Raw genomic sequence first — 12,968 nt, 5'->3', positions numbered from 1 at the left:
CGCTTCGGGGTAAGCCATCGAGCCCAAGAACCTCCTTCCGAGTTCTTCCCGGCTGAGCCGGGGATACGACAGAGCGCCTCGTGGCGCACCTCGTTCGTCTTCGCTCCGACTTCCGCCCGGGCAATGGTGACCGCCCGGTGGTGGGTGACCGCGGAGAGCAGATGTCGCCGGCCGGCGGACAGGCGGGCCGATCCCTTCAACGACTTGCCGTCGACGGCGATCACCTGCTGTTGCCCGGAGCCGGTCCCGCCGGTGTTCCGGCCGGCGAGGTAGGCGCCGACCGTCCGGTCCAGGTCGTCACCGTCAACGGCCGCCAGGACGCGGCCGATCGTGGTCCGCGAGGGAGCGCGGCGCCACCGCAGCGGATGACGGCGGACCCCGACTGCCGTCAGCACACCGTCCGGGGCCCGCGCCGCCCACTCGGCGATCTCGTCCACGCTCCTCGCTCCGGACACGGCCGGGCGGGCACACACGAGGAGGATCGCGGTCAGCGAGTACCAGCGACCCCGTCTCGCACGCGGGTCCGGCATCCGGTCCAGGAAAGGCCGCAGGTCAGCGACTCGGCCGACGTCCAGCGGACCCAGCTTCACCAACACCGGCGGGACGAGGGAAGACACAGCGGCAGGCACGGGCCACCTCATGATCGTTGAGCTCAGACACCCCAATGATCACGAAGCCCGTGCCTGCTCCGCCATGCACCCCGACCGGTCACAGCCCCACCAACGGCACGACACCGGAACTCGCCCAAACCCTGCGACGAACCGGCTCGCGCTCGTCCAGGCGAACCGCCTCGCCGCCGCCGTCCTCCTGCGGGACTGGCAGGCCACGCGCACTCTGCTGCTGAAACTCATCCGGACCGAATCATGCCTGTGCGTGCTGCGCGGAACCGTTCTGGCAGCGGAGTCAGTCACCTCCGATGTCCTGCACAGGCGTTGGCGACGCGAAGCGCTCGGCCTGGGCGCGGAGGCCGTTGCCGGACTGGAGATGCCGCACGAGGCCACCGGGAAAGGTTTCCACGACTGCCTCATGACCTTCCTGGAGCGCGGACCCTCCGGCCGGACCCTCCTGGAGAAGGTCAGCGTCTTCCTGTCGCCGCTGTCCGCAGGCTCCTGCCAGGGAGCCGCACTGGCGTCAGCAGTCCTGCTCGCCGCCTCACTCACCGTGTCCGATCCCAGAACCCCCCGCGAACCGGCCCGCGAACAGGTCGCGTTGATCAGCGCCTTCATGAACGCCGGCGTCATCACCCATGACGACGACCGTGTCCACGGCTTCGACTAGGGCATGCCTGACACTTCGCGTCGGATCGACGCGCGGCGTCCGGTGCGCCGCATCGCGAGGCGGAGGAACGCCCGCGGACTGCGTGTACACGGCAACGGCTCCCGTACCCCCGCGCGTAGAGGCCTCCGATGTCACCCGGGATCAGTCTCGGATCGCGCACCGATGAGTTTCCCGCGCCGCGCCGGTCTGTACGCGTGAGACCGACTCACGGAAGGCTTGCGCCATGCGGAAACTGATCTACGGCATGAACCTGACCCTGGACGGCTACATCGCCGCGCCCGGCGACGACATCGGCTGGAGCGTGCCGAGCGACGAGCTGTTCCGGTTCTGGTCCGACCAGTTGCAGGCGACCGACCTGTCGCTGTACGGGCGCAAGCTGTGGCAGACGATGAGCTCCCACTGGCCGACCGCCGACCAGCAGCCCGACGCCACCCCGGCGGAGATCGAGTTCGCGCGCCGCTGGCGGGACATGTCGAAGGTGGTGTTCTCCTCGACGATCGACGAGGTCGACTGGAACACCCGTCTGGTCACCGGCGACGCGGTCGCCGAGATCACCCGGCTCAAGGCCGAGGACGGCGGCCCGATGGACATCGGCGGCGCGACGCTCGCCGGGGCGGCCATGCGGGCCGGGCTGATCGACGAGTACGTGCTGGCCACCGCGCCGGTCCTGGCGGGCGGCGGCACGCCGTTCTTCACCGCGCTGGACAGCTGGGTGAATCTGAACCTGGTGGAAACGCGGACGCTTCCCCGCGGCGTGATCCTGACCAGGTACGAGACGAGGCGCTGAGCGCCCGTCACGCGATTCGACCGCCTGCCGGGTCCACGCGAACGTGAACGCCACCACCGGGGTGGAAGCCGGCAGGGGCTCCGACACGCACGGACGGGCCGGGGCGGCCCGGCGGACCAGGTGTCCTCCTTCCCCCGAAGAGCACCGTGGCCTCGGTGAAGACGGGCAGCAGGTGACGACGCTCCCCGACAACGGCTCCGACCGCGATGCCGTGCATGCCCAGGTCCGATCGTGGAGGGTGGAGACATCTGCACTCCGATCGGGCGCCGAGGGCGGGCCGGTCGAGGGGAGGCTGCCGGCCCGGCCGGATCGGGAGGCCGAACGGTCGCGGGTCAGGTGTCGCCCGCCTGACGTTCGGCCAGGCAGCAGACGGCATTCACCCGGTGTACACGCTGCTTCAAGACCGCATTGTCACAGTGCGACCTCGTGCCTACTTCACACTCGCGTGCAAGCATCGCCTCCGTGTGCGCCGCCGCTCTGACGTTTTCGGGACTCGTCGTCACCGGGCTGGCCGCCGCGCAGCCCGCGGCGGCCGCGGACCCGGCCGGTTACCAGAACGTTCGGATCAACGAGGTCACCTCGTCGAACAACGACACGGTGGAGCTGTACAACGCCGGCCCGACGGCGGTGAGCGTCAGCGGCTGGAAGATGTCCGACGACGGCTTCTCGCCGCAGTCGTTCAGCCCGTCGTCCAGCACGATCGCGGCCGGCGGCTTCGTCACCTTCAACTCGCCCAAAGGGCTGGGCGACTCCGACAAGCTGGTGATCTACACGGCGGACGGCACGGTCGTCGACCGTGTCGACTGGGCGGCCAGCAACGCGAAGCCGGCGATGGCCCGGTGCGGCGGCGACGGCACCGGCGCGTGGGTGACCACCGCCCCGGCGACGACCTTCGGCTCCGCGAACGCCCCCGCCTGCCCGTCCGCGCTCCCGGCGGCGAGCCGGATACGGATCAACGAGGTCACCTCCGACGGCTCGGACACCGTCGAGCTGTACAACGGCGGCACGAGTGCGGTCAGCATCGGGTCGTGGAAGTACACCGACGGCGACACCGGCCACTCACCGGTCCCGATCTCCTCCTCGCCGAGCGCGGCCAGCATCCCCGCGGGCGGCTACGCCACCTTCGACTCCACCCTCGGCCTGGGCGACAACGACTCGGTGTTCCTGATCGACTCCGGCGGCACCAGCGTCGACTCGGTGACCTGGGCGACCGACGGCGCCAAGCCGTCCGACGAGCGGTGCGCCGACGGCACCGGCTGGTTCCAGCCCGCCACGAGCGCGACCCTCGGCGGCGCGAACTCCTGCTCCGGCAGTGGCGGCGGTACGGGCGGCGGCGGTCAGACCGGTCACCTGCTGGGGGGCGGTGGCGCACTGACCAGCGGCTGCACCCCGGAGGCGCCCTCCGGCACGGGTCCCACCCCGGCGGGCACCCTGGCGTGGCCGGGCGGGCCGGACGTGACGATCGCCGACACCGTGTGCGCGTTCACGACCTCCACCGGCCCCGAGGGGCGTGACGTGAGCGGTCTGGCGTTCGACCCGGCGAACCCGTCGGTGCTGTGGGCCGCCAAGAACAAGAACTGGCTGTACAAGCTGGTGAAGAGCAACGGCACGTGGATCCCGGACCCGTCGTGGAGCGCGACCGGCAAACAGATCCGCTTCGCGGGCGGCTCCGGGCAGCCGGACTCCGAGGGCATGACGGTGGGCGGCAACGGCCACCTCTACGTGACCTCCGAACGGGACAACGCCAGCAACACCGTCCCCAAGGACACGATCATGGAGTTCGACCCGGCCGCGACCGGCTCGACACTCACGCCTCTCCACCAGTGGGACATGACCTCGCAGTTCCCGCAGCTGAACACCGGCAGCAAGGACGACGCCAACCTGGGCTTCGAGGGTGTCGGCTACGTTCCGGACACCTGGCTGACCGCCAACGGCTGGACCGACCCGCTGACCGGCGCCGCCTACAACCCGGCGAACTACCCCCTGCACGGCTCGGGCCTGTTCTTCGCCGGCCTGGAGTGGGACGGCACGCTCCACGTCTACGGCCTCAACTCCGACGGTACGTTCACCACGTTCGGCACGATCGCGACCGGCAAGGCGGGCGTGATGGACGTGATGTTCGACGCCGGCACCCAGCGCATCGTCGCGACCTGCGACAACACCTGCGGCGAGACCCACACCTTCCTCAAGGTCGACACCGCCGGCGCGATCGTGCCCGACGTGACCTACACCAACCCGGCCGTGATGCCGGTCGACAACCTGGAAGGCTTCGCCATCGCACCCGCCTCCACCTGCATCAACGGCTTCCGCGAGGCGGTCTGGAGCGACGACGGCATCTACGGCCTCGGCACCGGCACCACCTCCTACGGCCACGCCCTCTACAGCGGCACCTTCCCCTGCTGACCCCTGAACCGAACAAAACAGATGACCTGGGGGTGTCACCGGGTCCGGGAGGTGCCGTCGGAGACGCTGATGAGCGGTCCGGCCACCGCCCGGTCCGGTGCAATGCCGGACAGTTCCGCGGGCGGCAGGTCTGCATGACGTGGATGCGCGCGTACGGCACCGACGCCGCGGCCAGCACGGATCGGCCTCCCGGGAGGGACGCGGTGTCCGACATCGAAGACGTGAGCGTGTTCCCCGGTCCGGACGTCGGCAAGACGGCCCACCACGGTCACGGACCGGCCCCGGCCGGGAAGAAGGTCTTCGACAAGCCCCTGCCCAACCCGCTCGCACGCCAGGAGACCAGTCCCACTGGCCTCAGCGGCGCCACGCCCCCACGGTCGCCCGCCACCGGCTCCGGCCCCTGGGCCTTGACGGCTCGTGCAGACGATCGGGCTGCGCCGCCCGGGACGAGGGGACGGCGTCGGATGTCGCAGCGGCTCAGCAGCCTGCCCGGCCCCTCGGCGGATGGAAGGCCGTCCCCACCGGCTCATCCCTGACGACGAGGAGAGCGCGGGGTGGCACATCGTCACGAACTCGCCTATCAGAAAAGGGAGTTCCTCGCTCCGCTGATCGCTTCGGCCATCTGCCGGTGACAACCGTGCTCCGGCTGCCGACTGCCGCCCGCCGGCCGGGAACCGGGCATCCCGTCACTTACGGCGGTCCACTCCTCATCGCTCATGTCCGACGGACACCTCGGTCGCCGGTACGGCCGGCCCCGGCGTCCCCGAACCGGTGCACCAGACAATCACCAGACCGACGAAACACGCGTAGCCGAACGGCTCTTCGCCCACTGCGGTGCGGAAGACCCACACACCCGCACTCACGGCCGGAAACGGTGACGGCCGTCACCCGGCCGGACGGCACCGGATAGCCGGGGCGAGGGAGGTGACGGAAAGTGGGTGCGAGCCCGCGGTCACCCCGATCCGGCTGCGCGCAGCCGCCCGGCCCGAGGAAGAGATGAGTACCGAGACCGGCACGACCTCAGCGACCGGCGACCTCTTGTCGAAGGCCGATCGGTTGCTGCCGAAGATCCGCCGGGGTCTGCCGGGTCTCGTCCGCATCCGCTCGGTCACCGGCGACGGCAGCGGCAGCGGCGAAGCAGCCATGACCGACGTGGGAACGTGCGTGCACAAGATCCTGGCCCTGCGGGCCGCCACCGGGGTCAAGGGCCGCCTCGTGCCGCTTGGCGGCGACGGCGGGCAGCACGCCGCTGGTCCATGCCGACCGGTCCTGCCGGGGCACCCCACCGGGAACACCGCCGGGACTGCTTCACGCGTCCTGTGCGGTCGGCCCGGTGGCAGTCTCCTCGCCCGGTGCGTTCCAGGTCTCGTGCGGCGGGGGGCGTTCCAGCCCGCGTCGACCGGGGTCGTCCTCCCGGTCGCTCCCGGCGGGACGGCATCGCGTCCGTCGACCGGTGGCGCACGATCCGGCTCTTCCGCCCGGCTCCCCGATCCGGGGGTGCGAGGCACGCGAAGGCCCCCTATCCCTGTTCTCGTGGAGGGACAGTATGGAAAAAGCCGACATAGACCAGGAGCGTGTCGAGACGGCCCGGCGCGACGGACGACGGTGGGTGGTGCGTCGCCGCACCCGGCTGATCCTGCACCTCATGGGGACGTTCATTTTCTTTTTCGTCACCTGCGGGGCCACACCGTACGCACGGACCCCGGCCGCCGCGGGCGCGTCCGCGACGGCGCACCTGGTCCTCGACGGGAACTCCCTGACTCTTGAGCAGATGTTCGCCGTCCTCGACGCTCCGGCGGTCTCCGTGCGCCTGGCGCCCGAGGCCCGGGAGCGGATGCGGCAGAACCGCGAGGACGCGATCGGCGCCCTGCGTTCCGGTCAGCGCGTCTACGGATGGAACCAGGCGCTGGGGCCCTTGAAGGACCGTGCGCTCACCCCTGCCGAGCAACGCCAGTTCCAGCGCAACATCGTGCGGTCCAACGCGGCGGGGGTCGGCCCTGCCTTTCCCCCGGCGGTGGCCAGGCTCGCGCTGGTCATCCGCGCGAACCAGATGGCCCGGGCCCGGATGGGGGTGCGCCCGCAGCTCCCCGAGAGACTGCTCGACCTGGTGAACGCCGGCGTCACTCCCGAGATGCCGCAGATCGGGTCACTCGGCATCGGTGACCTCCAGCCGATGGCGGAGGCCGGCATGGTCGCCCTGGGCGAGGCCGCTCCGGCCCGGTTCAGGGGCGAGGTGGCCCCGGCGTCGCGGCTGCTGCCCCTGGCGGGGCTGGCGCCCTCGTTCACACTCGAACAGGGAGAGGCCCTTCCGGTCATCAGCGGAAGCGCGGTCGTGGCCGCCTCCTTCGTCTACGCCGTGGAGCGGGCGCAGCAGCTGGCGGACCTCACCGAGGGCGGCCTCGCCCTGTTCATGGACGCCACCCGTGCCGAGAAGCAGGCCCTGGACGCCCGCACCCACCAGGAGCGCCGGATTCCCGGTGAGATCGAGGTGGCGGCCCGGCTGCGTGCGCTCGTCGCGGGCAGCGGATGGATGACCGACGCGGGGCGCCGTCGGCTCGGGGAGACCCATGACCGTGTGCAGGACGCCGTCTCGGTGCGTGCTGCGCCGCACATCCTCGGCGCGCTGCGCGAGACGCTCGGCGACGAGCGCCAGGTCCTCGAACGTGAGGTGAACTCCTCCACGAGCAACCCCCTGGTGTTCCCCCGGCCCGGTGGCGGCCACGAGTTCGTCATGGGCGGGAACTACGACGCCGACCTGCTGGCGCACGAGATCGACAGGCTGAACGGCGGCATCGCCGACGTGGGCGTCCTTTTCGAGCAGTTGTCGGCCCGGCTCATCTCACCGGAATGGAGCTACGGCCTTCCCGCCAACCTCGCCGGCGGCCGCGTGGGCCTGAATTCCGGCATGGTGCAGGTGCAGACCGTCGCCACCGCCCTCGTACCGGAGATGCAGGTGCGGGCCTACCCGCCGAGTGCGCTGTCCAGGCCGGCGAAGGCCGGGCAGGAGGACCACAACACCATGGCCATGGCCTCCGCCCGCGGCCTCCACGAGAACCTCGACCGTATGGACACCGTCCTCGCGGTACAGATGCTGATGTCGGCGCAGGGCATCGACCTGATCCGCGCCCGCATGCAAGGACTTCCCCTGGGGTCCGGCACGTCGGCCGTCCGACGGGAGATCCGCCGCCACATCCCTGCCCTGGAGGACGACCGCTGGATGTCCCCCGATCTGAACGAGATGATCCGCTTGGTGAAGGGACCCGCGCTTCTCGACATCGTCCGCGGGGCCGAACCGGCGGCACTTCGCCCTGCGGCATGAGTGTCCCCGGCCGCGGACGGCGACAGGCGAACGAGCGAGGCGTCGGGACGTGCGGAACCCCGGGGGGCTCGCCGTGCAGGGGCGCGCCCCGGGGCTCGTGCCGACCGGTCCGGCAGGGAAGGCGGTCAGCGCGTGCAGGGCGGTGACCGGGTCGAGGCGTGCGAGGGCGCGACGCGCCGGTACCGGCAAGGGGAAGGGTGGCAGGAGCGGAATCAGGAAGGGGGCGATCACTGCTCGTCGGCTTCCAGCAGTTGGCGCAGCAGCCCCAAGGTGATCGACCACCGTCAGTGACGGCATGCGCAATGCGTTCATGAGTCACGACTACAGGCCCGGTGACGTGCTGTTGCCGGAGTGCCCGTTCACTGAGACCGCCGTCACCGGGGTCACCCGTTACCACGTGTCCGTGCGGTGCCCGTGGCTGGAAGTGGATCCGCAGGCCGAGAACATCAGATGGAACGGCCGAAGGGCGCTTCCCACGCCCGCGGCCCGCGAGTGGGAAATCTTCCGAACGGAACCGGCGGAGACCACACTGAAGCCGGGCGATACCTGCCTGGTGGGTATCCCCACGACCGTGGTGCACGTCCAGGCGGTCCACCGCTTCGACCCGCCCTTGGTCACCGGCATGCCGCCCCGGCCCGCGTCCTGCCTTGAGGTCCTGCAACAGGGTGAGACCCATGATCCTTCCCTTGAGGACCAGGGCTACACGATCGATCCGGCCGGCGGCGAACCGATACGCGTCGAGCTGTTCTTCCGTCCGTACGCCTTCCTCGAACTGGGTGATGAGGTCGCTGACCGCAACGGGCGCGCCTGGCGGTTCGATGCGGCCTGGGACCGGCACCCCTTCGACGGTGAGCAGTCGGGCACTCCGACCTGGCCGCTGACGTTGCTCTTCCGACACAGTGAGCCGACACCGAAGGAAGCCGAAGTGGTCGCCCGGGCAACAGCGGTCGGCAGCCACGCGGACGAACTGGAGCGGTGGAGCGGACTCACTCGCGCGCGACCAGCCGCCCGGCAGCAGTAGCCTCGCGGGACTCTACTGGCTGCGCTTCGGGCCAAGTGGGTGCTCAGCTCAGATCCGGTGCCCGCGGGTCAGCCACCGTGGAGGGCCCACTCGTCGAGGCCGCCATAGATGTGCGCTTCGAGGCATTGCGGGGCGTCAAGGCCCACAGCCTCACCTCGGTACACGGCGATGAGGGAGTCCTTCCCCCGCCACCACGAGTCGGTCACACCCCCGCCCGGCCGGCGTTCGTCCTTCGGGCCGGTCATAAGGATGATCCTCACCCCGCCATCGTCTACAGTTCGGTAGACCGTCTACAAGATTGTAGTCACCGGTCGGGCGCTGTTACGACGCGCCCGTTCCGCCGGACCGAAGGGGTCGCGACGATGTCCACACCCGTCCACCTGTCGTCGCAGCTCGCTGTCGACGTGCTCGATGCCCATTCCCTGCCGGGCGACTCGTTGTCGGTCACGCCCGGTCTGCTGTCCAGGGGCTCCACCGAAGCAGGTGTGCACCTGTCCCTGGAGCCGTTGCTGTTCACGGCTACGTCAGGTGCACCGGCCGGGGTGCAGTGCGGGTATCCGCCCGGCCGGAAGGCTGGAGGCGGAGCTCCATCGGGCCGCAGTCGCTCACAGCGCCTGCACCAGGGCGCGAAACGCGCCGAGGAACTGCCGGAGCGGTACGGATATGCGAAGGCCATCGTGCCGGCCCGCCTTGCACCGGTGGTGCGGACCGCGCCCGATCCGGTGGCGGGCGCACCGGAGGTGCCGGTGCGGACGTCCACGCTGTGGCAGGTCGCCGGCGGACTCGCGTGGAGCGTCGGCCTCGCTCTCGCCGGCTGTGCGCCGGGCTCGTCGGTCCCGAACGTCGGCCGTTACCTGTTGCCGCTGGTGACGTCGGCCGTTGTCCTGTCGCTGCTCCCCCTTCCCACCGAGGTGTACCGGGCCCGTCGGGGCGCCGGGACCGAACGGAGCAGCAGGTGATCATGGCCTTCGACGGGGCCTCGATCGACGGCTCCGCCTACCTGGACGTGGTGCGTCTGGCCCGGCATTCGCCGGGCTGGCTGGACGGCGCGGTGTCCTTCTGGTCGACGTACGGGCTCGCGGTGTTCGCCGCCCTCGCGGGCGTCGGCTGGTGGCTCGCGCGCCGGGCCGGGGGCACGGCGGCGGTGACCGCGCTGGCCGTGCCGGTTGTCGTCGTCGTGGCGTACGGCGTGGACGCCGTGATGAAGCTGTCGGTGGGCGAGGACCGGCCGTGCCAGAGCCTGCGCGTGAAGACCCTGGAGGCATGTCCGGCGCCCGGGGACTGGTCCTTCCCCAGTAACCATGCGGCGATCGCGGCCGCCGCCGCGGTGGCCCTGTTCTTCGTCTCACGCCGGCTGGGGGCGGCCGCGGCCGCGGCCGCTCTGGCGATGGCGGCCTCCCGGGTGTGGGTCGGCGCACACTATCCGCATGATGTCGTGGCCGGAGTGCTGGTCGGCGGGCTCGTCGCGCTCCTGTCGATGATCACTCTGGGACGGTGGTCCCGATCTCTGGACGGTTGGATCCGCTCCGGCCGCCTGCGCCCGCTGGTGACGGCCTCATGAACCGGTCAGTCGGCCCGCCCAGTCACCGGCTCCCGTTCCATCGGCCGCGCCGTGGCGGTCCGGCGTTCCTGGACCTGCGCGTAGGCCACCAGACCGAGCAGGACACCCAGGAGCACGGCAGAGGACCCTGCGGTGCCGAGGTCCAGGCCACCCTTGGCGACCGGCTTGGTCAGGAAGTCACCCGCGGTGGCGCCCAGGGGGCGGGTGAGGACGAAGGCGATCCAGAACAGCAGCACGTTCGGCACCACCGGCACCCTCATCAGGGCGACGAGAACGGCGAGCGCCCCGCCCACGAGCAGCGCGCCACCGGCGTAACCGAGCCCGGAGCTGTCGGACAGGAAGTCACCCATGGAAGTGCCGAGGGTGTTGGAGACGAGGATCGCCGACCAGAACAGCGCCTCGCCCCGGAAAGTGACGATGTCCCGGATCCGGAAGGTCGTCCCGGACATCTTCCAGACGGCGAAGACAGCCAGCAGGATCGAGATGAGGATCGCCGCCCCGGTGGGGTAGCCGAGACCGAGACCCTGCGGCCCCCGGCCGAGTGACGTGACACCGCCGGAAAGGAACCTGGTGCTCGCGTCACGGTTCATGAAGTCGGACATCGTGGTGCCGGCCATGCTGGTCGACAGGATCACGGTCCAGTAGAAGAACGGGTTGTAGCGGCTGGACCTCAGCTGGACGACCAAGGTCACCACGAAGAGCAGGAACAGGGCGATCGTGGTCAGGAAGTAGCCGAGATGCAAGGTCTGGGCGAAGAGGTCGCCGGCCGTCTCGCCGAGGGTGGTTGCGGCGACCTTCATGATCCAGAACACCAGGGTGGCCTCGGGCAATTTCTTCATCACCGACCTGGTCGCGCTCGCGACGTCCAGATCGGTGAGCACTTCCGGTTGTTGCATGGTGGGGCTCCGATTCGGTCGTACGGCACAACGCCCGCCCCGCCACGGGAAGGGCGAGCGCACTATGTCATGCAATGACCCCGAAGAGTGATCACCGGAACCGATCTTGGCAGCGTCGGCCTGAACGCATCCTGAACGCCGGCCGCGCTCGGACGTGACGCAGTCGCAGCCGGCCGCCCGGCACGGGCCGCCGAGCCGGGCCAGGACGTGCGGCGGGACGTCGGCGGTCCACTCCGCGATCGCGGCCGGGGACCTCGCTCCGGCCGGGACCGCGCACGCGGCCAGGCACAGGACGAAAGCGAGCGGATGACGTCGGCCCCGGTCCCGGCGGGTGTCGGGCACCCGGGCCAGGCAGGCCGGTGAGTCCGTCGGGAGCGGTCGTGCGGCGTCGGTGAGTCGGCCCCGAGGCCCCGGGACGAGCGAGGACGAGCCGGCAGGCACGGTCTTCCGCCGTGATGATCAGGGACTCGACACCTCATGGTCACCTGAGTCGTGCCTGCCTCCGCGTCAGCCCCCGGCGACCGCTCCCCGGTCCTGCCCAGCCCCTGAAACCCCATCGACCCCACCCCATCGCCTGCATGACGCCGCCCTGGTCCCGTACCTCACCCCTCGATGTGGTCCACCAGGCCCCAGGCCAGGGCCCGTTGGGCGGAGACGGGCCGGCCGTCGAGGACCAGGTACCGGGTGCGCCAGGGGCCGATCCGGCGGGGGATGCTCACTGTGCCTCCCGCACCGGGGATCAGGCCCATGGCCAGTTCGGGCAGGCGGACGGTGGTGCCCGGGGCCGCGAGGAGCCGGGGGGCGAAGGCCGGGAGTTCGATGCCCGCGCCGACGCAGGTGCCGTGCAGCCGCGCGGTGAGACGGCCGCCGAGGGCGTGCAGACGGGCTGCGGCGCCGGCTCGGGTGCGGATGAGGTGCGCGGCCGCGAGGTCCGTGGCGGTGCCGAACTCGTCCAGGTCACCGCCCGAGCTGAAGCAGGGGCCGTTGCCGTCCAGGACAACCTGGTGCACGGTCTCGTCCCGGACGGCGAGGTCGACGGCCGCGACCAGGGCGTCCCGCAGTTCCGCGCCGTGCGCGTTGCGCCGCTCGGGCCGGTCGAGGGTGATCCGCAGGACGTCGCCCTCGCGGCGCACCGCCACGGGGTCGGTGCTCACACGAGGGGGCGCGGGCCGTGGCCCCCGGGCCGTGAGCCAGCGGGCGAAACCGGAGCCGCCGAGCAGCGTCGAGTACGCGAGGGACTCCACGTCGAGAGCCTGCGGTACCGGCAACCGCCCGGCCGTGCGGAGGACTTGGTGGAGCACCAGCGCCGCCTCGGGCTGCTGTTCCGCCTGCACGCGCAGGAACTCCGCCTCGGCCGCCGGGTCCGTGACCGCGACCGTGGCCGGGTGCCCGGCGCTGTCCGCCGCGCGGAGGCGGTCGCCGGTGGCCCGTACCAGCGTCACGGCCAGGACCTCCAAGAGGTCCTCGGGACAGTCGGGGACCGGTCGGCCGGTGCGTCCGACCACCAGCCGGTCGCTGTCCCGGGCCCGCTGGACGGCATGCTCCAGGTCGGCGGCGGATGCGGTGGAGCGGTCCAGGTCGACGACGACCAGGGGCCGGGAGGGCCGTGCGCGGGCGTCGAGGAGGTCGGCATGCGGCGCCCCGGCCGCGAGATCGGTCACGGAGATCGCTGTGGTCGCAGACACCTCTCTCGTCTACCATCC

General features: G+C 71.1%; 10 protein-coding genes and 1 pseudogene. 7 read left to right on the top strand and 4 right to left on the bottom strand.

The window, feature by feature from the left end:
* The coding region (locus tag ABZ862_RS25230) for a transposase family protein (protein ID WP_360962034.1) at window positions 1-530 on the bottom strand (530 nt) is incomplete at its 3' end.
* 109 nt (window positions 531-639) lie between these two features.
* Between ABZ862_RS25230 and ABZ862_RS25225 the strand changes: the two genes are divergently transcribed.
* The 7 genes from ABZ862_RS25225 (at window position 640) to ABZ862_RS25195 (ending at window position 10,369) form a co-directional block, all read left to right on the top strand.
* On the top strand, window positions 640-1,278 hold the full coding sequence (locus ABZ862_RS25225; protein WP_360962031.1) for a hypothetical protein: 639 nt from the start codon (window positions 640-642) through the stop codon (window positions 1,276-1,278).
* Between the two features lie 223 nt (window positions 1,279-1,501).
* Window positions 1,502-2,065 carry a dihydrofolate reductase family protein gene (locus tag ABZ862_RS25220; RefSeq protein WP_360962029.1) on the top strand — a complete coding sequence of 188 codons (564 nt, stop codon included), beginning with the start codon at window positions 1,502-1,504 and terminating at the stop codon, window positions 2,063-2,065.
* A gap of 462 nt (window positions 2,066-2,527) precedes the next feature.
* The gene (locus ABZ862_RS25215; protein ID WP_360962026.1) at window positions 2,528-4,468 is read left to right on the top strand and encodes a lamin tail domain-containing protein; all 1,941 of its coding nucleotides are present in this window, start codon (window positions 2,528-2,530) and stop codon (window positions 4,466-4,468) included.
* A 1,546-nt stretch (window positions 4,469-6,014) separates the two neighbouring features.
* Entirely contained in the window at window positions 6,015-7,787 is a 1,773-nt protein-coding gene (locus tag ABZ862_RS25210) for an aromatic amino acid ammonia-lyase (protein ID WP_360962023.1), read from the top strand.
* Between the two features lie 310 nt (window positions 7,788-8,097).
* Window positions 8,098-8,808, top strand: coding sequence for a hypothetical protein (locus ABZ862_RS25205; RefSeq protein ID WP_360962020.1), 711 nt, complete (start codon window positions 8,098-8,100; stop codon window positions 8,806-8,808).
* A 362-nt stretch (window positions 8,809-9,170) separates the two neighbouring features.
* On the top strand, window positions 9,171-9,767 hold the full coding sequence (locus ABZ862_RS25200) for a VTT domain-containing protein (RefSeq protein WP_360962018.1): 597 nt from the start codon (window positions 9,171-9,173) through the stop codon (window positions 9,765-9,767).
* A complete protein-coding gene (locus ABZ862_RS25195) occupies window positions 9,764-10,369 on the top strand; it encodes a phosphatase PAP2 family protein (protein ID WP_360962015.1) in 606 nt (201 codons plus the stop codon). Before ABZ862_RS25200 ends, ABZ862_RS25195 begins: the two co-directional genes overlap by 4 nt.
* A gap of 5 nt (window positions 10,370-10,374) precedes the next feature.
* Here the strand turns inward: ABZ862_RS25195 and ABZ862_RS25190 are convergent, their stop codons facing one another.
* The 3 genes and pseudogenes from ABZ862_RS25190 to ABZ862_RS25180 all read right to left on the bottom strand — a co-directional run bounded on the left by ABZ862_RS25190 (window position 10,375) and on the right by ABZ862_RS25180 (window position 12,950).
* Window positions 10,375-11,265: a hypothetical protein gene (locus ABZ862_RS25190; RefSeq protein WP_360962056.1), complete on the bottom strand. Its 891-nt coding sequence runs from the start codon at window positions 11,263-11,265 to the stop codon at window positions 10,375-10,377.
* 201 nt (window positions 11,266-11,466) lie between these two features.
* Window positions 11,467-11,607: pseudogene (locus ABZ862_RS25185) on the bottom strand (transposase family protein); the annotation flags it as partial.
* Between the two features lie 260 nt (window positions 11,608-11,867).
* Window positions 11,868-12,950, bottom strand: coding sequence for an enoyl-CoA hydratase/isomerase family protein (locus tag ABZ862_RS25180; protein WP_360962012.1), 1,083 nt, complete (start codon window positions 12,948-12,950; stop codon window positions 11,868-11,870).
* Window positions 12,951-12,968 lie beyond the last annotated feature (18 nt).

This window comes from Streptomyces sp. NPDC047000 (genome assembly GCF_040644295.1).
GTDB lineage: Bacteria > Actinomycetota > Actinomycetes > Streptomycetales > Streptomycetaceae > Streptomyces.
The sequence above is the reverse complement of the archived record's forward strand: the minus strand, read 5'-3'. Positions and strand labels throughout refer to the sequence as shown.

Coding starts and splice junctions, on each gene's coding strand:
- ABZ862_RS25205 (WP_360962020.1), top strand. CDS start 8,098: ATGAGTCACGACTACAGGCCCGGTGACGTGCTGTTGCCGGAGTGCCCG.
- ABZ862_RS25190 (WP_360962056.1), bottom strand. CDS start 11,265: ATGCAACAACCGGAAGTGCTCACCGATCTGGACGTCGCGAGCGCGACC.
- ABZ862_RS25220 (WP_360962029.1), top strand. CDS start 1,502: ATGCGGAAACTGATCTACGGCATGAACCTGACCCTGGACGGCTACATC.
- ABZ862_RS25210 (WP_360962023.1), top strand. CDS start 6,015: ATGGAAAAAGCCGACATAGACCAGGAGCGTGTCGAGACGGCCCGGCGC.
- ABZ862_RS25200 (WP_360962018.1), top strand. CDS start 9,171: ATGTCCACACCCGTCCACCTGTCGTCGCAGCTCGCTGTCGACGTGCTC.
- ABZ862_RS25225 (WP_360962031.1), top strand. CDS start 640: ATGATCGTTGAGCTCAGACACCCCAATGATCACGAAGCCCGTGCCTGC.